Raw genomic sequence first — 19,099 nt, forward strand, 5'->3', positions numbered from 1 at the left:
GGAGGCTTGATTTGGGTCAATAAATGCGGCAGCAGGCGGCTGGCCGCATCAAATTTCCGTCAAGCCCTTTGCCGTGTTCAAGGCGTTTTGCAGGGCTTGGTATTGCTTGGCGGCATGGTCGTCGAGAATGCTGCGGTTGCCCGTGTCGGTGGCCGAGTCGGGCAAGACGGTGAGTTCCGCGCGGGTTTGTTTCGCTTGCTGGATTTCCACGGTTTTCCAGTTGCCGTCGCCGGAGACGAAGCCGATGCGGAAGCGCGCCTTGACGGCATCGCCGCGGCGCAGGCCGGTGCTGTTGCCGCTGTCGTTATTGTAATTGCTGAACAGCTCGGATTCCGCCACGGGGTCGGGCTTGTCGTCGACGTACAGGCGGGCGACGAACTTGACGCTGCTCAGGTCGTGCGAGCTGCCGTTGTGGATGGTGGCGACGACAGTCGGCTGCAGGCCGAAAAAATCCTTCTCCATCGTAAAGTGCACGTCGCTGGCGGTAATGCGGGATAGATCCGCCTGGCCGGCCACATACGCTGCCCTGGCCGTTTCCAGCTGCGCCAGCTTGGCCGGCACGTCGCGGATCACCTTGTCGCGCTCGGCGCGGATGATGGCTTTCGGCGTGCCGTTGGGGTAGCTGGCATGCAATTGCTCCAGATTGAAATCGCTGACGGCCCAGTCATAGGCGCGCTGCTCCTTGTCCGGCATGTCCTTGAGCGCCTCCTGCAGGGAGGTCTTGTAGGCTTCCATGCCGTGGCCGGTATCGAGCCGATGGTCGCTGCCTTTGGAACAGGCCTGTAATAGCATGAGCACGAGGAGCGCCGCTCCCAGCTTGCTGCGTGTACGCATAGTCGTATGGAATGGTGAGGGTTGATGGCAAGAATGCGCCGCCGATTTTAATGCCAAATAGAAAATGTCGCCATTGAAATATTTCTTTGGCGAAACAGGTGACACCCATGCGGCGCGTACCGCCGGAGCCAAGTGGAAAGCATGGCATGCTGGTGTTTGCTTTTATTGATGCAGATCAATGTTCGCTTTGACCAGTCGCCCATAATGGCAGCGAACTCTTTGCCCTTTCAGTGGTCTGCATCGGCGTCGGCACCAACATGTCCGACACTTCCTTGTGTGACGCAACAACGCTGGCCGTGGCGGGAGTTCACTTCTCAGGCCGCCGTGTGGCCGGTCTCCTTTTCCGCCCAGCGCAGCCGGATGGCGTCGATGGCGGGCATTTCCTGCACGAACAGGTCGACGAGATGCGCATCGAAATGGCGGCCTTTTTGCTCCTGTAAATACGCCACGGCGTCCGCCACGGGCCAGGCGCGCTTGTAGGGACGGGCCGAGGTCAGCGCGTCGAAGACGTCGGCCACGGCGACGATGCGCCCGGCCAGCGGGATGGCCTCGCCCGCCAGGCCGTGCGGGTAGCCGCTGCCATCCCATTTTTCATGGTGCGACAGGGCGATCTCGCGCGCCAGCGCCAGCATGCCGCCGGCGGCGTGTTCGCCGAGGATCTCGCCGCCGATGCGCGCGTGCGTCTGCATGACGGCCCATTCGTCCGCGTCGAGCTTGCCAGGCTTTTGCAGGATGCGGTCGGGGATGCCGATCTTGCCCACGTCGTGCATGGGCGCCGCGTGCAGCAGGTCGTCGGCCGCCGCTTCGTCCATGCCGGCCGCCACGCCCAGCAGGCGCGCGTAGTGGCTCATGCGGATCACGTGCAGGCCCGTTTCATTGTCCTTGTATTCGGCCGCCAGGCCCAGGCGCTGGACGATCTGCAGGCGCGTCTCCTTCAGTTCGTCGATGCGCACCAGCGACAGGTGCGTGCGCACGCGGGCGCGCACGATGGCGGGGCTGAGGGGCTTGGTGAGGTAGTCGACGGCGCCCGCCTCGAAACCGCTCAGCTCGTCGCGCATGTCGTTCAGGGCCGTGACGAAAATGACGGGAATGGCCGCCGTCAGCGGCTCGGCCTTCAGGCTGCGGCAAGCTTCGTGGCCGCTCATGCCGGGCATCATCACGTCGAGCAGGATCAGGGCCGGGCGCTCCTGCTGCGCCAGTGCCAGCGCCCGCGCGCCATCCTTGGCGAACAGCAGCGCGTAGTCGTCCTGCAAGATGTGCCGCAGCAATTGCAGGTTGGCCGCTTCGTCGTCGACGAGCAGCAGCAGGGGCTTGGCCTGGCGTGGCACGCTCATGGGTACTCCGTATCGAATGATTGCAGCAAGTCGTGCAGCAGTGACTGTGCCAGGGGGAAATCAAAGTCGTCGATGGCGTGCGCGAGTGCCACCAGCGGCGGCGTCTGCGCGCCCATGGCGCTGTGCAGCTGGGCTTGCGCCACGTCATCCAGTTCGCCGCGCCGCAAGGCTTGCAGCAGGGTGCCGGCCGCCCGCCGCGCGGCCGGCAAGTCGCCGGCGCCCGCCGTGGCCGCGGCGCTGGCGGGCGGCGCCAGGCTGGCGATGGCGGCGATGGCCGCCGGCCATTGCGCCTGCAGGGCGGCGGCCGCCGCGCCGCGCTGCTGTGCCGCTGCGGCATCGCTTCCCGCGCACAGCTGCTCCAGCGCCGCCAGGGTGGCCGCCAGTTGTTCCAGTCCCAGGTTGCCCGCCACGCCGCGCAGCTTGTGGCATTGCGGCATGAGCGCCGCGCGGTCGTTGGCGGCGATGGCGGCCAGCAGCGGCTGCGGCACGCGGGGATGGTCGTGGCCGAAGCGCGCCAGCGCGGCGCGGTAGGCGCCCTCGTTGCCGGCCCAGCGCTCCACGGCTTCCGCGTCATGCAGCACGCGCCGGCCTGCAGGCGCGGCCAGGTCGCCCCCATCGGCGGGAAGGGCGTGCGCCAGGCCCAGCACGCGCGCGATTTCCTGCGACAGGGCGGCCCACTCGACGGGCTTGGTGGCGAAGCCGTCCATGCCGGCCGCCAGGGCCGCCTTGCGGTGCGCCTCGAGCACGCTGGCCGTCATGGCGATCACGGGCACGCGCGGGCGGCCCTCGCGCAGGGCGGCCGCGCGGATGGCGCGCGTGGCGGCCAGGCCATCCATGCGGGGCATTTGCAGGTCCAGCAGCAGTACGTCGAAATCGCGCTGCTGCGCCATGTGCAGGGCCTGTTCGCCATCGCCGGCCGTCTCCACCGCATGGCCGCGCTTGCGCAGCAGCAAACACAGCAGTTCCAGGTTTTGCGGCACGTCGTCGGCGGCCAGCACGCGCAGCGGCGGCAGGCGCACGTTGCGGCGCTCGCTGGCGGGCAGCGCTTGCCGGTGCGCCGGGACGAGGGGCAGCATGACGTGGAAAACGCTGCCGTGCGGCAAGGCGGCCTCGGCCCAGATGCGGCCCTGCATCAGCGACACGAGCTGCCGGCTGATGGTGGTGCCCAGGCCCGTGCCGCCATAGCGCCGCGTGGTCGACGCATCGGCCTGCACGAAGGGGTCGAAGATGGCGTCGCGCCGCTCGGGGGCGATGCCGATGCCGCTGTCCTGCACCAGCAGGTGCAGCTGGCCGTCGTCCAGGCGGGCGGCCAGGCTGACGCTGCCGCTGGCCGTGAACTTGATGGCGTTGTCGAGCAGGTTGCCCAGCACTTGGCGCATGCGCAGTTCGTCGCCATGCAGCAAGGCCGGCAGCTGCGGATCGTATTGCACTTCCATCAGCAGGCCCTTGGCGCGCGCATGGGTGCCATACGTGGAAACCAGCTCGTCGACCAGCGCCAGCAGGCTGTAGTCGCGCAGTTCCAGCGCCATGGCGCCTTTGTCCAGCTTGGCCGTATCGAGCACTTCATTGAGCAGGCGCAACAGCGAGCGGCCGGACTGGCGCACCGTGTCCAGGTGGCGCCGCTGTTCCGGCGTCAATGGCGAGTCCAGCAGCACGTCCGTAAAACCGAGGATGGAATTCATGGGCGTGCGGATTTCATGGCTCATGTTGGCGACGAAGCTGGCCCGCGCGGCGGCCGCCAGTTCCGCTTTTTCCTTGGCCATGCGCAAGTCTTCCTCCATTTGCCGGCGCTCGCTGATGTCGAGGATGACGCCGTCCACCCAGCGCACGGCGCCCACCGGGTCATGCACCACCGTGCCCCGCTCCCACAGCCAGCGCGACCTGCCGTCCGCGTGCAGCAGCCGGTATTCGAGCAGGTAGGGTTCGCCCGTGGCGACGCTGCGGTTGAAGACGTCGATGACGTAGGCGCGGTCTTCCACGGCGATCAGGCCCGTGATGCTGCGGCGCGGCACGGGACCGAGGAAGTCGGCGGGCGGATAGCCCGTGACGGCTTCCACGCCGTCGCTGATGAACAGCATGGGCTGGTTTTCGGCCGTGGTGCAGCGGAAGGCGATGCCGGGAAGGTTGCCCATCAGCGAGCGCAATTGCTGTTCGCTTTCGCGCAGGGCGGCCAGCATGGCGCGCCGTTCGCTGACGTCCGTAATGAACAGCACGTACAAGTCCTGGTCGGCCAGGCGCGCGCTGGCCATCGAACGCTGCACGGCCACGGGGGCGCCATCCTTGCGCAGGTACAGGATTTCCTCGCTGGAATGCACGGCATCTCCCTGGCCCGTGCGCAGGTAGTGCAGCAAGCCATGCTGTTCCGACTGGCGCACGTCGCTGACCAGCACGCTGATGGGGCGGCCGATGATCTCGTCCCGGCGCCAGCCCAGGATGCGCTCGGCGGCGCCGTTGAAATCGACGATGTTGCCTTCCTTGTCGATGGTGATGACGCCGTCGACGGTGGTCGTCAGCAGCGAGCGCGTCCAGTTCTCGCTCTGGTTCAGGTGGCGGAACAGTTCGCGGTAGCGCAGCACGCCCACGGCCGAGGCGACGAGGATGGTCAGGGCGACGGTCAGCAGGGTCACGCTGATGACGAGCAGGGGACGGTTGGCATCGGCATCATTACCTGGCGGAATTGTTCCCACGAAGCGGGACGCCTGCATGCCCATGTAATGCATGCCCGCGATCGCACAGCCCATGACGACGGCGCCGATCAGGTTGCGCTGCGCCGCGCCCAGGGCGCCGCGCCAGCCGCGCAGGCCGAAGCGTACCCACAGGGCCACGCTGGCCAGCACCACGGCCACCACCAGCGACAGCACGAACAGCAGCGGGTCGTAGCGCAGCGACAGGCCGACGCGCATGGCATGCATGCCCATGTAGTGCATGGCGCCGATGCCCAGGCCCACGAGCAGGCCGCTCCACAGCAGCCGCGGCGCCGTGACGGCGCGCCGGCTGATGGTGGCCAGGGCCACGAACGAGGCGGCCACGCTGGGCACGATGGACAGCAGGGTCAGGCCCGGGTCGTAGGCGACACTGGTGCACAGCTCGAAGGCCAGCATGCCGATGAAATGCATGGCCCACACGCCGCAGCCAAGGGCCAGGCTGCCGGCGAACAGGCACAGCAAGTGCAACTGGCGGCTGATGCTGGCCTGCGAGCGGCTGTAGGCCGTCATCTGGAAGGCCATCCACGACGTGAAAATGGCGATCACGAGCGACAGGACGACCAGTCCCGGGTGATATTGCCCCTGCAGCAGCAGGGCGGGATCGGCGGGCAGGCGGAACAGCTGTTGGACGCTGGCAGGTATCATCGTGGGCAAGGCAGTAAGGCGTCGGGGCGCGGAAAACAGGATAGGGGCCGGCCGCCTCTGCGGGTGACCGATGCAGATTACCTTACCAGATTTCTGGAAACAAATAGCTTAATTGTAATTATTTTGCCTGTCGTGCAATGCCTGTTGCGGCAGGAAAAGGCGGCGCACGCCGTGCGGCGCCCGTGCCGGCGAGGAAGTTGCAGTTGGGAATTGTGTGGTTTTTCTGCAAACGGCGACGCCGTGGCGGCGGCCATGCTACATTCGCGTCCTGTTTTTTCTGAAAGGATGACGATGCCTTTAGGTAATAACTTTTTGCAGCACAATCAGCAGGCCTGGGACGCCCAGGCGGCGCAGAACAGCCCGTGGTCGCAGCCCGTCGACGGCGCCACCATCGCGGCGGCCCGCGCAGGGCAGTGGCAGATCCACCTGACGCCAGGCCCCTTGCCGGCCGGCTGGCTGGGCGAGGTGCGCGGCCGGCGCATCCTGTGCCTGGCGGGCGCGGGCGGGCAGCAGGCGCCCGTGCTGGCCGCCGCCGGCGCGCACGTCACCGTGTTCGATCTGTCTGAGCAGCAATTGGCGAAAGACCGCATGGTGGCCGAACGCGACGGCTTGCCGCTGGTCACGGTGCAGGGCGACATGCGCGACCTGGCCTGTTTCGCCGACGCCAGCTTCGACGTCATCGTCCACCCCGTGTCGAACCAGTACGTGCCCGACATCGCCCCCGTGTGGCGCGAATGCGCGCGCGTGCTGGCGGACGGCGGCGTGCTGCTGAGCAGCTTCTTCAACCCGGCCGTGTTCATCGGCGACCGCGACCCGCAGTGGGCACAGCAGGGCCTGATACGCCCCCGTTACGTGCTGCCGTACTCGGACGTGGCGGATCTGGACGCCGTTGCGCTGGCCGCGCGCATGGACAGGGGCGAGGCGCTCGTCTTCGGCCATGGCCTCGACAGCCAGATCGGCGGCCAGCTGGCGGCCGGCTTCGTGCTGGCGGGTTACCACGAGGAAATGCATCCCCACCCGCGCTTTGAAATCGAAAAATACCTGCCCAGCTTTATCGCCACGCGCGCCGTGCGGCTGGCGCGCGCGGCATAGGTTTTAATTGTAGGGTTGCAAGTCCAGCCACACGGCATACGCCAGGCGCTTGCCGTTCCACAGGCCGCCGCCGCGGATGACGGCGTCGCACGAGGTCAGCTGGCCCACGAGGTCCATGCGGCCCAGGTTGCGGCGCAGGCGCAGGGCGTCGTTGTGCGACAGGTAGCCCACCAGCTGGGCGTCGATGAAGACGGCGATGGCCTTGTCCTGGAAGGGGTTGGCATCGTCGCAGACGAGCAGGGCCAGGCATTTTTCTTCCGCATTGCCGGGGCCATGCTCGCCCGCCAGTTTGGCGATGGTGCTCTGGTACATCGATTCGTTTTCCACTTCCGACGCGAAGCGTCCCTCGTCGCGCCAGTGATGCGCGGGCGCGCCCGGGGGAATCGCCGGCACGTACTGGCGTATCGACAGCAGCGGCTTTTGCAGCGGCTGGACGGGCGTGCGGCCGCTGAAGACGTAATACAGCAGGGCGATGACGATCACGATGGCAAGCAGGTAAAGCATGGTATCTCTCTGATTTCGGGGTAGGGGAGGCCGGGGGCAGGGGCGCGCCGCGCGCCGCTGGCGCTACTATAGCAAGTTCGCCGCCCGGTCCCAGGGAATTCCCGCCAGCAGGCGCCGGCGCCGCCGCAGCGCGCGCGGGTCCTTCAGCACGATGGGCGCTGCGCCCGTCAGGCCCGAGTAATACTGGCCGTGCCGGCGCAGCAGGGCGGCGTAGTCGCGCCAGGCGTGGCCCTGCGCCAGCATGCGCGCATCGCAGTCGACTTCGATGGCAAAGCGCAGCCGGTGCAGCTGCCACCACAGGGGCAGGTTCCACGGCATGAGCACGATCAGGGCATGGGCCAGGGCCAGTAGCTGCGGGTCGCGCGCGGCCAGCCGGCATTGCTCGTGCGCCAGCAGCAGCGCTTGTTGCTGTGCATCAATCGAGGATAGCCACACGGGCATGACGATGCGCGGCCGCAGCCAGCCCGCCACGCAGGGGCCGATGCCGCCGCTCAGGTACACGGGCGTGCCCAGCATGCTGGACTGTTGCCAGCGGCGCTGGTGCGCCAGCAGCCAGGCGCCGCGCAGGGCCAGCATCAGCAGCATGCCGAGCGACAGGACGAGCCATGCCAGTTTCAGCTGCGCCTGCTCCGCCGGCATGGCCGCCAGCACGCCGGGCAGCCAGGCCAGGGGCACGATGGCGGACACGGCCAGCGCCGCCAGCCACGGCCAGCGCGTGCTGCTGCGCCGCCGCTGCAGCCGGCGCTCCGTCCACCAGGCGGCCCCGCCCAGCAGCAGCGCCAGCGCCATGCTGGCAGCCAGCCAGGCCGGCATCAGCATGTCTGCCCGGCTAGCCGTAAAAGGAGCGGCGACGCCGCTCGTGTTCCGGGATGGAAAAGCATTGCAGTCATGTTGCTCGCAGTCGTGGAATGAAAATAGCGGGCAGTGTAGCCTTTGCACGCCTGCCCTGGCGCCACGGCTCGCCCGCCAAGCCCGTTTTTGCAACCGCAGCGATGTCGTAGTGGCCAAATTAGCATGCTTAAAAGAAATAAATGCTAGTATTGCATTATTTATTTCAGGCATGATCATGAGAAAAACGTTGTTGCTGTCACTCCTGTTGTGGTGCGCCGGCGTGCAGGCGCAGCCGGCAGCCGACGCGTTTGCGGGCAAGCCCGATTGCCTGGTCGAGCGCAGTGGCCAGTCTGGCGAGGCGACGGCCGTATGGAGCGGCGGATGCAAGGATGGTTATGCTGAAGGGCTGGGCACGTTGCAATGGTTTCACGCGGGAAAGGAAGGCGACCGCTACGAAGGCGGCTTGAAGCGTGGCTTGCCGCATGATTCGGGCAGTTTCCTCGGCAAGGACGGTACGCTCTATCAAGGCGGCTACCAGGCAGGAAAACGGCACGGCAAGGGGATCTTCGTCGCGGCGGACGGCACAAAACTGGCCGCCAGCTACGAGGCAGGCGTGCTGACTGGCCCGGTGGTGCTGGTGCTTCCCGATGGCGGGCGCTACGAAGGCGCCTGGCACGGGGCGGCGCGCGATGGTCATGGGGTGATGCAGTATGCCTTGGGCGGACGCTATGAAGGCAACTGGAGCAAGGGCCAGCGCGAGGGCAAAGGCATCATTACTTATCCGAATGGCCTGAGCCGCGCCGTCGAGTACCACGAAGATCGCGAAATCGGACAGCCTCCCTTGCCGCCAGCGGAGGCGCATCGCTTGCTGAGTCCTCCCGACTTTTCCGCCAACTGGGCTTGGCGCGAGGTATCGAGCAAATCTATCGTGCCCTATGAACTGCCTTATCATGAGTTGACGCCGGCGCAGCAGCGCCGCTACAAGCAGAGATATAAGATACTTCTGGAGGATGACGAGCCCCCCTATCCCGTCAATGGCAGTGCGGAAATTGTCCGTGCGCTGGCTATTGCGATGCAAAAATTGGGCGCTCCCAATGACCAGGGCGACTTGCGCGCCGACGTGCTGATTGATGAACAGGGCATACCCGTCTCCGTGCGGGTACTCGAAGCACCGGGACCCAAGGTGGCTGAGTTGATCAGCAAGGCATTGTTGGTGGGCAAGTACAAGCCTGCCGTCTGTGGCGGCACGCCTTGCAGCATGTACTACCCGGTCTCCTTTTTAATGAGTACGTATTAGTTAGTAAGCTGCTCAGCGCTTGAGCGCCATCCCGACGGACGCGGGCGCTGTGTGTCGGAAACCGAACTGCGCGTACAAGTCTTGCGCCTGGCCGTCGGCGATCAGGCTGACATAGGCGCTTTGCGGCACCTCGGTCTCGATGAATTGCATGATCTCGCGCATGATCAGCTTGCCCAGGCCCTTGCCCTGGTGGGCCGGCAGCACGGCGATATCGACCACCTGAAAGAAGCAGCCGCCGTCGCCGATGATGCGGCCCATGCCGACCACTTCGTCGCCCTGCAGGATTTGCACGGCAAACAGCGAGTTCGGCAAGCCCTTGGCGGCCGCCGCCGTGCTTTTGGCGCTCAGGCCGGCGGCGACGCGCAGGTGCTGGTAGGTGGCGATGGCGGGAATGGCCAGGCGGGTGATGTAGGGTAGTGCTGCGCTCAAGGCGGTCTCCTGTTAAATGAGTTGTAGCGACAATTATAGGCGGCGATGCGCGTCCGGGCCGGCACGCTTTATTCGCCCCGCCCTATGTCGCCGGTGCCGCTTTTGCGCTATGGTGGCGGCATCCCTTGAATTGTTGAAAGTACGCCATGTCCGCAGGATTTACCGCCACCGAGTTGTCCGTCGTCAATGAAGACGATGCCCTGATCACCACCCTGGCCGCGCCCGCCGGCAAGGGCGAACCCGTCTACCTGATGCTGCAGCGCGCCGATGCCTACGACGAGCAGGACGTGGCGCTGGGCATGGATGAGCCCTACATCGAATATGGCGGCCAGGAATTTTCGTGGTACGGCCACATGCACGCCGTGATCCTGCATCCGAACCGCCTGTCCGTGCAGATGGATGCCGAGGCGGCTATGCAGATGGACGACGATGGCCAGATCGACGTGCGTTTTACCTTGACGCCGGAGCGCTACGCCCAGCTGCAGCAGGCGCTGCGCACGACGTTCGACGGCTGCGACTACTATCGCGAGGAACGTTGATCTGCGCGGACGGCGCCGGCCACGGCGTCGTCTATGATCGATAGCTGGTGATGACTGGGGGAGAAAGCGATGACGGTGCTGATACTCGGTTTGCTGCTGTTTCTCGGGGCGCACTCGGTGCGCATCGTCGCCGACGGCTGGCGCGGCGTCCAGCTGGCGCGCCTCGGCGAACAGCGCTGGAAGGGGCTGTACTCGCTTATTTCCCTGCTGGGCCTGGGCCTGATCATCTGGGGCTACGGCCTGGCGCGCCAGCAGCCGCAGCTGCTGTGGACGCCGCCCATGGGCTGGCGCCATGCCAGCGGCCTGCTGATGCTGTTGTCGCTGATTCTCCTGGCGGCGGCCAATGTGCCGCGCAACCGCATCAAGACCCTCGTGCACCATCCTATGCTGCTGGGCACGCAGCTCTGGGCCGTGGCGCACCTGCTGGCCAACGGCAACGTGGCCGACGTCGTGCTGTTCGGCAGTTTCCTGGTCTGGTCGCTGGCCGACCTGCGTGCCGCCATGCGGCGCGACCGCGCGGCCGGCGTCGCGTACCAGGGCGGCACCGTGACGGGCACCCTGGTCGCCATCGGCGCCGGCGTGGCCTTGTGGCTGCTGCTGGCGTTCTGGCTGCACGGCGTGCTGTTCGGCGTGCAGCCGTTTGCTTATTAATGGAATATTGAGATGGATCAAACGATGGAGTTCGCCTTGCGCGGCCAGCTGGTCGACTTGCTGCCCCTGCAGGCCGGGCACGCGCCGCAACTGCTGCTGGCCGCCGCCGATGGCGAACTATGGAACATGAGCGTCACCGTCGTGCCGGGTCCCGCCACCATGGCCGCCTACATCGACGCGGCGCTGGAAGGGCGGCGCGCTGGCACGGTCATGCCCTTCGCCATCGTGCACAAGTCCACGGGGACCATCGTCGGCAGCACCCGCTTCTGGAAAATCGACAGGGTCAACCGCAAGATGGAGATCGGCCACACCTGGCTGGCCGCCTCCGTACAGCGTACGGGCGTGAACACGGAAGCGAAATGGCTGCTGCTGACGCACGCCTTCGAGACCATGCACGCCGTGCGCGTGCAGTTGACCACCGATGAACTGAACGAAAAATCGCGCGCCGCCATCCTGCGCCTGGGCGCCGTGCAGGAAGGCATCGTGCGCCACGAGCGCATCATGCCGGACGGACGCAAGCGCAATTCCGTGCGTTTCAGCATTATCGATACGGAGTGGCAAGCGGTGAAGGCGGGGCTGGAGAAAAAGCTGGGGCGTTAATATGAAAAAACCCGCAGCATCTGGCGATGGACGGGTGTTAATCAGTATTGCTTGATGTTCTGTGGGGGGGCAGGATCACCGGAGTCGAAAACCGCTCTGTTATAGACGCATCCCAATTGACTGCCAGAATATCGTCGGAGCAATACGCGCAAATTCACACTAGGAACGAACGTTTTTCGATGAAGGGGACGGAGCCAACGCGCTCTTTGAGTGCAACAAGAAATGGCTCTGGCGTTTCCAAACCAGGAAGCGCGGCCTCTCCGCCATTGCCTTTAAGCAGGATCTGAGCAATATCCTCGCTGAAAAAGCGACGTTTGATTGTAACTGCGCGAACGCCTTGGTAGGGAATCACATAACTTGCATCAGACGATACGACTGAAATGCCTTCATCGATGAGTACATACGACACCGTGGAAAGTTCAGCCGCAGTCTCGCGAAGACGTCGAACTTGCATAAGGCCAACTCCGCCAACGACGAGTACTGTGAAAAGAAATGGTCCAGCAGGAGTGTCCTTGGATTTTGCTGGTCCAAGGAACATTAGGTAGCTAAGGAGTAGCACGACGCTCACCAACACAACTACAACCCGCCTAGGGCCACGTTGAAGGGACTTGATGTATTGTGCTGACGGTTTGTAGCGCATGGATATGTAGCCTTGAATCGAGCAATCGTGAAAAGTGTATGGCGGAAAACGCGTTTCGACAAATGGCCGCTCTTGGCCGATCCCGGCCGACGGCGTTCAGGATAGCGGTTTCCTATCTGTAAAACGCACTAATTCTCACTCTAGGCTGGCACCGCTCTGAAGCCAAAGGGCAGCATTTCCGTGCACGCGTGGCCGTTTCGCAGCGGGGAACCAGTCTAATTGCAAAATTGCAGTTACTAAAATGCCCTCTACCCCTCTACTGGGTCACGAGCTGCGCAGAAGCGCTGCCTTCGGGGATAATCAGGGCAAAGTCGTAGCCGTTGATCAGGTTGAACACTTCAATGTCGCCCCCCGCCAGTTTGCGTGAGCCTGGCCGCAGTGACCGCAGATCAAAGAGAGACCAACTGCCGTCGGTGGCGCTCGCGCTGGCCAGCAGTTTGGAGGCCGAGCTGCCAAGTGCGATTTGTGCCGGCTGATATGGCTTGCCCGCGCCCGCGAATCTCAGTTGCGTACCCTTCACCGCCAGCACGATCAGGTGCAGCGAGGTATGGCCCTGGCCTTCGGCGCGTTCAGCCAGAAAGTTGCCAATGTCTCGATTGTTGAGTGGATTAATTCCCTTGTATGCGTGATTTGCGCCGACTTTGACCACCAGCTTTTGCTCTTGCATGCTTAGCCAGGTTTCCCGGGGCCGCTTTAACAGCGTCAAACGTAAGCGGTTGGACAGGTCGCGATCACCTGGCACTTGCGAGACGCTTTTCTGAAAGATGGCGCGGGTGGCCAGCAATGCATCGAGCAGGCCTCGCGCGGTTTGCTCTTTGGGGCCGCTAAGTAGCGGGCGCAAGGAGGTCAGTTCCTCGGTTGAGGCCGACAGTATGAAGTACTCGAAGGGATTGCCGGTGGATGCCGCCTTTTGAGCCGCGACATCTTCCATTTGACGCAAGGCTTCCAGCTTCGCGCGGGCGGCCGGATTAACCGGCTGGGTCAGCATCAGGGTGATCAGGTATTTGGCCGCCCCTACGAATTCCTGATCGATGCCCCATTGCTGGAAGCGCGGTCCTGCGGCCCGGGCAAAGCCGGCGAGCATCTCTGCTTCCTAGCGCATGGTGTAGAAAGCAACGGAGTCCGGATAGGTGGCGTTGAATCTGGCGATGGCAGCAACCGCGTCGGTGCCCTTGAGTATCCTTTCGAGCGCGCTCGTCACGGCGGGACCACTTTCAGTTACCAATGTCGTGAAGCCGGCAGGGGGCAAGGCATTGAGGTAGGCGGATGAGAACTGGGCGATCTCGGCGACACCGTGATCCTCGCCGAGGAGAACGTACTGCGCCTGGCGCGAAGCCTGCAGCAGCAGTGCCGCACCGGGTCCCGATAACGTGCCTTTGTCCAGGGTGATGGCGAGCCGGCTAGCTGTGAGTTTTTCGAGGACGGCGGTATCGGCGACGGCCGAATCGGCGAAGCCGAGCGTCAGGGTGGCGGCAAGGAAGGCGAGACGGAAGAACATGGTAGTGTGGGCCGATCAGGGTGGTTAGTGAATAAGTCAACAGTTTAAATTGTCGCTAGCAACGTAGGCTTCTGGACGCTTGGCGCCGTTAACTAATTAAATCCACCCTCGCCAGCCTGTCCCGAGAATAGCAAATTGCCGAACAGAAAACTACACGCATTATCACGCCCCGCTGTCTGCCTTATCCATGTCCCTGACGGTCGCCACCATGTCGAAATGCAAGCGGAAACGCTGCTGCCCAGGCCGCCAGCACCGGGATGCCGATTATCTGGCGCGCCCGCTTGAGCGTTTCCGGATGGCGCCCCGCGGCATGGCCAGCCTGGGCGGTAGTGGCGGATCCGGCAGGTGCGCCATGTGCTCCAGGCAGGGCGCTGCGGCGGCCGCTGCTCCGCTCGACGCTTGCAGCAGCGCATAGCGCGCCGCTTGCCCCTCGGCCGTGGCCGGCGCGTGGCAAGTCAACCCGGCCAGCGCGCCAAATTCCGCAACCGTGATGTCGCTGTCGCTGCCGCAGCCGCAGCCGCAGCCGCAAGGGTCTGCGGCCATGCCGGACGCTGCCTGGCTGCCCGGACAGTTTGATCCAGGCCTGGAAGCGGCTGCGCCGCACCTCCAGCGCAGCGGCGCCCTGCCAGCCGCGCGCATCCAGGCGCTGCAGTCGGCCTGTTGCAAGCCGTCGAGCAGCACCAGGCCCTGCTGGCCTGCTGGCCGCAGGGTGATGTTCTAGCGGCGCGCATTCATGCGCTTGAGCCAGGCTAGGCTGCGCAGCAGTTCCAGCCCGCTCTACTGCCGCATCTCTTGCCTGCCGTCCCGTGCCTGCACCAGGCTGACGACGAACTGCGCGCAGCCCATTGCCGTCATTTGCCCGCGCACGGCTACCGCCCTGCGGGAGTGAGCAGGATCAGCGCGGCCAGCATGTTCTGCAGCTTGGGGGGATTACCCTCTCATGAGGACCTGGAAAAAGCGTCCGCCGCTTGAACTGGCCCTGCGTAGTGGCAACGCTGAACTTTGATTGCGTTGGAAAATAAGAAAAGCCGTAGGAAAATGCAAAAAAAAAGGGTTACAAGCCGGAGCGGGTAACCCTTTGACCTACTTACTCATTCTGTGGGGGGCTGATGGGGTTCGAACCCACGACAACAGGAGTCACAATCCTGGATGTCGCGGAATTGCTGCATTATCCAGTTATCGCGAGACACATTTATTAATGTGCGCGTGGCTATAAAACTCCCCAGATACACTTTCTTAAATCAGGCGTTCAGCACGCACAGCAACGTCTTTGTGGCCATGGTAGTCGGTGCTTGCAAATTGGTTGCTCGAGACAATAATTGCCGGCTGAACAGGTTCTAGCTTGAGACAGGGAGCGATGATTGTGGCTGTTGGTGCAGCGGCAATCAGCCATGGCCAGGCTGTTCTTGGTGTTGCTGCAGGGTATCAGACACTAGCATTGGCCGTCTCTTTTTGGGTGTTTAAACAACTTTTATCACTGGGTAGCAACAGTATTTTTGGGATGCGGTCAATCAAAATTAATGCGCGCGCTTCAACCCATCGGAAAGCGATCGCGGCTGTTATGGATGCGGCCACGGAAGCGGCAATTATCAGCCAAGCATTAGTGACGTTCAGTGCTGATCGGTTGTATGCTTCAATCACCAAATATGAAGTTAGGGAGCTAATAATCGCAAAGTGTACGAGATACAGTGGGAATGAAATTTCTCCAAGAAATACCGAGATTTTATTGGAAAAGAACGCTATTGCCGATTTTGAGGTGTAAAAGCAATACACCAACACTGGCGCGACCAGCATGTTCACATGCCCCTGAACTCCCGGCATTTCATTGGTAACGATCAGGATTGCTATCATTGCTGCGGCCAATGCGCCTCTGCAGAGGCGGAACTTGGTACCTGTCATTTGTTTGTCGAAAAAACCGTTTGACCGAAGCTGTGCGAACAATACTCCAATCAAAAATAAAGCGTTGAATGAACGGATCAAATAAAGAAATACTATTGCTGTGATCAAGGTCTGGGTCGGATAAGACAGGCGTCTAGACATGTACAAATAAAGGATAACTACAAAAGATCCGACCATTTCAACTGACATTGTCCAGAGGTATGGGTTGTAAGAGATAGCGACAGTGTGTGCGTCATAAACCGAAATTAACGAGTACCGTAGCATTCCAAGTAGGCTAGGGTTAAAGTTGATGGCAGCGCCTAGCCAGTCTTCTCTGTGAACAATTGCAGCAGCTTGGATGTTGAAGGTCAGCCCAGATCGCATAAGGGCGTACACGATGCTACAGGACATTAAGATAGGAACTGTCAGCCTAAAGTAACGTTTGATCAAAATTGAATCAAGTGATCGATAGGAGTTGGTCCGGAAGTATGAAATCGAAAGTGCGTCTCCTGATAGTACGAAGAAAATTGCTACCGCCAATCCCCCGTTGAAAAAGATATGTGTGAGAGGGTTACGGAACTGAGGAAATAATGCTCCGAACATTTCGTTAATCAGGTGAAAAAATAGAACTGAAGCCGCGGCCCAACCGCGTATTCCGTCTAGTTCAAGATTTCGTTTCTGCATTTTTGGCTCATTGTGGGAAAAATCCTTGTATTGTAAGCAGGTCACGTCTGTCTTCCAAGAAATATCGATGTTACACAGAGTCGATTGTATTTTTTGACTATTTGGTCACTATGCAGCTAGTCAAATTAGTTCGCCATTGAAGGCACGCCCCATGCGTTACCCGCCAATACGAACTCAATTTCGTCCTAATTTCTTCGTGATCTGCCCAGCAGTTTCGTTGTAATAAGCCTGCAGTTGCCGAATGTCTTTATGTCCGATCATCCTGGCCAGTTCAAGAATGCCCAGCTTCTTGGCTAGTCTTGTGACGGCTTCGTGCCGAGTGTCGTGGACGGTTAAATTTTCGATGCCAACGCGAATGACTGTCTTCCGAAATAATGCATCGCGACTTTCGTCGGACACTTTGAAATAGGGTTCATGAGCGCTTGGCTTTGGCAGTCCGCTGAAAATCTCAAGCGCACGCTTAGATAGGGCGACGTCCCGCTTGGCATCATTTTTTGTGCGAGGCAGGTGCGCTACTGCGCCTGTGACGCGTTCTGGTGTGATGCTGAGAATTTCTCCTGATCGCATGCCCGTTTCGAGTGCAAATAAAAATGCGGCTGCGACGATACTTGAGGTGTTTGTGATTTCGCCGTCGTACCCGAGTGCCAGGCATATTCTGTCAATTTCATCTTGGCTGATGAGACGGTCCCTGAGCTCTGGGTCCTTTGGTCGACGCACATCGGCCGTGGGGCTTTTCGAGGCCCAGTTCCATTCGCGGCGCGCAGTTGTGAAAACGTGCGAGATCAAGTTGAGATCGCGGTTGACCGTTGAGTCCAATACTGTTTTAAGACGCATATCGCGCCATTGCCCCAGGATGTCCGGGGTAATTTCCGCAACCAGGTAGTCGTCTAATTTCTTATCGGCAACAATGTGCTTGGCGATTGCGGAAAGTCGGATGGTTTCCCATTGTGCGCCATTCTTGTGAAATCTCGTAGCGGTACCGCTCAAATGCTTGTTGGCAAGTTTTGCCTGCGACGATGCCAGTGGCGTCGCTAAGGCGCAGTTGTGCTTCCCGTTCGGTCGCCCATGCAACGGCTTCTGCCTTAGTACTGAATGTCTCCGATTCGCGGGTGCCAAGCACTGCTATTTCTGCGCGCCAACCGCCTGAACGTTTTCTGAATGATGCCATGATCTCTCCAATTTGGCGTAATCATGGCGTAAATTTGGCGTAACGCCTATCAGTTTTTATCGGGATCAATCGGGAGTGATCGGGTTGATCAGGCAAGAAAAAAGCCACTAAATCCTTGATTCTATTGGATTTAATGGCTTTATCGGTACTTCTTCGATTTGTCTGGTGGTGCCGGGAGCCGGAATCGAACCGGCACGCTGTTTCCAGCGCGGGATTTTGAGTCCCGTGCGTCTACCTATTCCGCCATCCCGGCAACGCGAGACGCATTATCACTGATTTATCCTGATCCGGCAAGTTTTTTGCTTTGTATACTGTTTAGCGCGTTTTTGGCAAGCAGATCAGGCATGCAAAACGCCGTCCCGGATCTGCACCCGGGACGGCGTTGTCACAGTGCGGCGACGCTAGACTCAGTTATGCACGGAGTTCAGCTGGCGCGCGATGATGTCGTGGTTCAGCCAGATGACGGGCGCTGGCGGTTCCGACATGGTGTGGAACATCAGCGGGCCCGTGCCTTCCAGCACCAGCGAGCTCAGGTGGTCGGTGATGAGTTCCTTGCGGTCCTTGTGCAGCTTGGTGATGTCGTCCGACGTGCCGATCATGACTTCGGCCAGTTCCGGCGTGTTATCCATCGGCCAGGCGGCGAAGTTGCGGAATTGCACGCTGGTCGTGTCGCCGTTGTAGGCGGCGATGCGGTCGAGCAAGTCTTGCAGCGACACGCCGTCTTCCAGCAAGCCCTGGCAGATCTTCCACTGCTCTTCGGCCCAGGCGCCGCCGCCTTCTTTTTTCAGCGCGTCGAGCAGGGGGAACAGGGACAGTTCCACGCCGACGAAGATGTCGGACGAGTTGGTGCGGATTTCCGGGCAGTTGAAGACGGTTGCCTTGATGCCTTTTTCCCACGCGGCCTTGGCCACGTTTTCCAGGCGCATCTTGGCCAGGCCTTGCGTGTAGTTGCTATACGTTTGCCACTGGTATTTGCCGTCGATCAAGATCTCCGTGCCGTGGTAACCGTAGGCGCTGTAGCGTACCTGGCCGCCCGTTTTTTCGATGCGGGCGCGGATGGCGGCGCTGCCGTCGATCAGGTGCTGCAGGGTGTTGGCCGTCACTTCGTCGAAGTTCATCAGGATCAGCTTGCCCAGGTCGCTGTCGAGCAGGGCACGCGAGGACATGAAGCGCTCGCCGCGGCCCTTGTAGATGCGGTTGGCGATGGCGAGGAAAACCTTGACCTTCGGAATGCCGCCAGCCATGGTGTGGGCGAAATACACATTGCTACCGTCAGGAATCAGGGTGTCCAGCTCGGCCATGGCTTTCGCCACGGAGGCCGTGAAACGGGCGATGCCCGCTTCGCGGCAGCGTTCGATCTGCGCCCAGTCCAGCTTGTCTTCTTGCCAGCTTTTCAGGGTCATGTCGGCCAGCAGGGCCGTCGGCGTCGGCTCGCCGGCCGGCGCGTCGAGGTCGAAACCGGCCATCAGCGGCACGTTGATGATGCGGCCGCCCAGGTTGGCTTCCGCTTCCGCCAGCTCTTCCGCGTTCAGCGGGCGCAGCGCCATGTTTTCATCGCGGCGGCCCACCGTCATGCCGACGATATTCATGCCCGCCTTGCGCGCTTCGTCCAGCAGGCCATTCACATAGCCGCGGCCGAACAGCTCGCCGAACAGCACGAAGGTGTCGCCCTTGCGGAAGATATTTTTTTGCGGGATGTCTCTTAAGGACGTGATCTCGGTCATGGTGTCAATTCATTCAAAAATTAGCAGGGCAGAGGGAGAGCGATCT

The 19,099-nt window shown here is 61.9% G+C and carries 18 protein-coding genes and 1 tRNA gene; 5 read left to right on the top strand and 14 right to left on the bottom strand.

Translation table 11 applies throughout. From position 1 onward, the window contains the following. Positions 1-48: 48 nt before the first annotated feature. From EBS11_RS17985 to EBS11_RS17995, 3 genes are all read right to left on the bottom strand, one after another. On the bottom strand, positions 49-834 hold the full coding sequence (locus EBS11_RS17985) for a hypothetical protein (protein WP_290604956.1): 786 nt from the start codon (positions 832-834) through the stop codon (positions 49-51). A gap of 314 nt (positions 835-1,148) precedes the next feature. Further along, positions 1,149-2,168 (bottom strand): HD domain-containing phosphohydrolase, encoded by a 1,020-nt coding sequence (locus tag EBS11_RS17990; RefSeq protein ID WP_290604958.1) that lies wholly within the window; start codon positions 2,166-2,168, stop codon positions 1,149-1,151. Then, positions 2,165-5,518: an MHYT domain-containing protein gene (locus EBS11_RS17995; protein ID WP_290605013.1), complete on the bottom strand. Its 3,354-nt coding sequence runs from the start codon at positions 5,516-5,518 to the stop codon at positions 2,165-2,167. The genes EBS11_RS17990 and EBS11_RS17995 overlap by 4 nt, the downstream gene beginning before the upstream one ends. 285 nt (positions 5,519-5,803) lie before the next feature. On the opposite strand from EBS11_RS17995, the gene EBS11_RS18000 reads away from it, so the two are divergent. Next, positions 5,804-6,610, top strand: coding sequence for a class I SAM-dependent methyltransferase (locus EBS11_RS18000; RefSeq protein ID WP_290604960.1), 807 nt, complete (start codon positions 5,804-5,806; stop codon positions 6,608-6,610). Positions 6,611-6,613: 3 nt separating this feature from the next. Here the strand turns inward: EBS11_RS18000 and EBS11_RS18005 are convergent, their stop codons facing one another. Further along, positions 6,614-7,114 carry a hypothetical protein gene (locus EBS11_RS18005; RefSeq protein WP_290604962.1) on the bottom strand — a complete coding sequence of 167 codons (501 nt, stop codon included), beginning with the start codon at positions 7,112-7,114 and terminating at the stop codon, positions 6,614-6,616. Between the two features lie 66 nt (positions 7,115-7,180). Beyond that, positions 7,181-7,927, bottom strand: coding sequence for a M56 family metallopeptidase (locus tag EBS11_RS18010; protein WP_290604964.1), 747 nt, complete (start codon positions 7,925-7,927; stop codon positions 7,181-7,183). On the opposite strand from EBS11_RS18010, the gene EBS11_RS18015 reads away from it, so the two are divergent. Next, complete coding sequence (locus EBS11_RS18015; protein ID WP_290604966.1) at positions 7,902-9,242, top strand: hypothetical protein; 1,341 nt, start codon at positions 7,902-7,904, stop codon at positions 9,240-9,242. The genes EBS11_RS18010 and EBS11_RS18015 overlap by 26 nt on opposite strands. Positions 9,243-9,254: 12 nt before the next feature. Here EBS11_RS18015 and EBS11_RS18020 read toward each other — a convergent pair whose 3' ends face one another. After that, the gene (locus EBS11_RS18020; RefSeq protein ID WP_290604968.1) at positions 9,255-9,671 is read right to left on the bottom strand and encodes a GNAT family N-acetyltransferase; all 417 of its coding nucleotides are present in this window, start codon (positions 9,669-9,671) and stop codon (positions 9,255-9,257) included. A 146-nt stretch (positions 9,672-9,817) separates the two neighbouring features. On the opposite strand from EBS11_RS18020, the gene EBS11_RS18025 reads away from it, so the two are divergent. From EBS11_RS18025 to EBS11_RS18035, 3 genes are all read left to right on the top strand, one after another. After that, the gene (locus EBS11_RS18025) at positions 9,818-10,210 is read left to right on the top strand and encodes an Imm10 family immunity protein (RefSeq protein ID WP_290604971.1); all 393 of its coding nucleotides are present in this window, start codon (positions 9,818-9,820) and stop codon (positions 10,208-10,210) included. A gap of 69 nt (positions 10,211-10,279) precedes the next feature. Continuing rightward, positions 10,280-10,861: an NnrU family protein gene (locus EBS11_RS18030; RefSeq protein WP_290604973.1), complete on the top strand. Its 582-nt coding sequence runs from the start codon at positions 10,280-10,282 to the stop codon at positions 10,859-10,861. 12 nt (positions 10,862-10,873) lie between these two features. Beyond that, the gene (locus EBS11_RS18035) at positions 10,874-11,461 is read left to right on the top strand and encodes a GNAT family protein (protein ID WP_290604975.1); all 588 of its coding nucleotides are present in this window, start codon (positions 10,874-10,876) and stop codon (positions 11,459-11,461) included. A gap of 154 nt (positions 11,462-11,615) precedes the next feature. On the opposite strand, the gene EBS11_RS18040 is transcribed toward EBS11_RS18035, so the two are convergent. From EBS11_RS18040 to EBS11_RS18075, 8 genes are all read right to left on the bottom strand, one after another. After that, entirely contained in the window at positions 11,616-12,101 is a 486-nt protein-coding gene (locus EBS11_RS18040; protein ID WP_290604977.1) for a hypothetical protein, read from the bottom strand. Between the two features lie 256 nt (positions 12,102-12,357). Next, positions 12,358-13,185 carry a hypothetical protein gene (locus EBS11_RS18045; RefSeq protein ID WP_290604979.1) on the bottom strand — a complete coding sequence of 276 codons (828 nt, stop codon included), beginning with the start codon at positions 13,183-13,185 and terminating at the stop codon, positions 12,358-12,360. Between the two features lie 9 nt (positions 13,186-13,194). Next, positions 13,195-13,599, bottom strand: coding sequence for a hypothetical protein (locus tag EBS11_RS18050; protein ID WP_290604981.1), 405 nt, complete (start codon positions 13,597-13,599; stop codon positions 13,195-13,197). 264 nt (positions 13,600-13,863) lie between these two features. Next, complete coding sequence (locus EBS11_RS18055) at positions 13,864-14,142, bottom strand: hypothetical protein (protein ID WP_290604983.1); 279 nt, start codon at positions 14,140-14,142, stop codon at positions 13,864-13,866. 882 nt (positions 14,143-15,024) lie between these two features. Beyond that, positions 15,025-16,206, bottom strand: coding sequence for an acyltransferase (locus EBS11_RS18060; RefSeq protein ID WP_290604985.1), 1,182 nt, complete (start codon positions 16,204-16,206; stop codon positions 15,025-15,027). Between the two features lie 129 nt (positions 16,207-16,335). Then, entirely contained in the window at positions 16,336-17,148 is an 813-nt protein-coding gene (locus tag EBS11_RS18065; RefSeq protein WP_290604987.1) for a site-specific integrase, read from the bottom strand. A gap of 347 nt (positions 17,149-17,495) precedes the next feature. Further along, positions 17,496-17,582, bottom strand: a tRNA-Leu gene (locus EBS11_RS18070). Between the two features lie 154 nt (positions 17,583-17,736). Next, entirely contained in the window at positions 17,737-19,053 is a 1,317-nt protein-coding gene (locus EBS11_RS18075) for a hypothetical protein (RefSeq protein WP_290604989.1), read from the bottom strand. Positions 19,054-19,099: the final 46 nt, after the last annotated feature.

It is taken from the genome of Janthinobacterium sp., from assembly GCF_009923995.1.
Classification (GTDB): Bacteria; Pseudomonadota; Gammaproteobacteria; order Burkholderiales; family Burkholderiaceae_D; genus Janthinobacterium.

Coding starts and splice junctions, on each gene's coding strand:
- EBS11_RS17985 (WP_290604956.1), bottom strand. CDS start 834: ATGCGTACACGCAGCAAGCTGGGAGCGGCGCTCCTCGTGCTCATGCTA.
- EBS11_RS17990 (WP_290604958.1), bottom strand. CDS start 2,168: ATGAGCGTGCCACGCCAGGCCAAGCCCCTGCTGCTGCTCGTCGACGAC.
- EBS11_RS17995 (WP_290605013.1), bottom strand. CDS start 5,518: ATGATACCTGCCAGCGTCCAACAGCTGTTCCGCCTGCCCGCCGATCCC.
- EBS11_RS18000 (WP_290604960.1), top strand. CDS start 5,804: ATGACGATGCCTTTAGGTAATAACTTTTTGCAGCACAATCAGCAGGCC.
- EBS11_RS18005 (WP_290604962.1), bottom strand. CDS start 7,114: ATGCTTTACCTGCTTGCCATCGTGATCGTCATCGCCCTGCTGTATTAC.
- EBS11_RS18015 (WP_290604966.1), top strand. CDS start 7,902: ATGCTGGCAGCCAGCCAGGCCGGCATCAGCATGTCTGCCCGGCTAGCC.
- EBS11_RS18010 (WP_290604964.1), bottom strand. CDS start 7,927: ATGCCGGCCTGGCTGGCTGCCAGCATGGCGCTGGCGCTGCTGCTGGGC.
- EBS11_RS18025 (WP_290604971.1), top strand. CDS start 9,818: ATGTCCGCAGGATTTACCGCCACCGAGTTGTCCGTCGTCAATGAAGAC.
- EBS11_RS18030 (WP_290604973.1), top strand. CDS start 10,280: ATGACGGTGCTGATACTCGGTTTGCTGCTGTTTCTCGGGGCGCACTCG.
- EBS11_RS18035 (WP_290604975.1), top strand. CDS start 10,874: ATGGATCAAACGATGGAGTTCGCCTTGCGCGGCCAGCTGGTCGACTTG.
- EBS11_RS18040 (WP_290604977.1), bottom strand. CDS start 12,101: ATGCGCTACAAACCGTCAGCACAATACATCAAGTCCCTTCAACGTGGC.
- EBS11_RS18045 (WP_290604979.1), bottom strand. CDS start 13,185: ATGCTCGCCGGCTTTGCCCGGGCCGCAGGACCGCGCTTCCAGCAATGG.
- EBS11_RS18050 (WP_290604981.1), bottom strand. CDS start 13,599: ATGTTCTTCCGTCTCGCCTTCCTTGCCGCCACCCTGACGCTCGGCTTC.
- EBS11_RS18055 (WP_290604983.1), bottom strand. CDS start 14,142: ATGGCCGCAGACCCTTGCGGCTGCGGCTGCGGCTGCGGCAGCGACAGC.
- EBS11_RS18075 (WP_290604989.1), bottom strand. CDS start 19,053: ATGACCGAGATCACGTCCTTAAGAGACATCCCGCAAAAAAATATCTTC.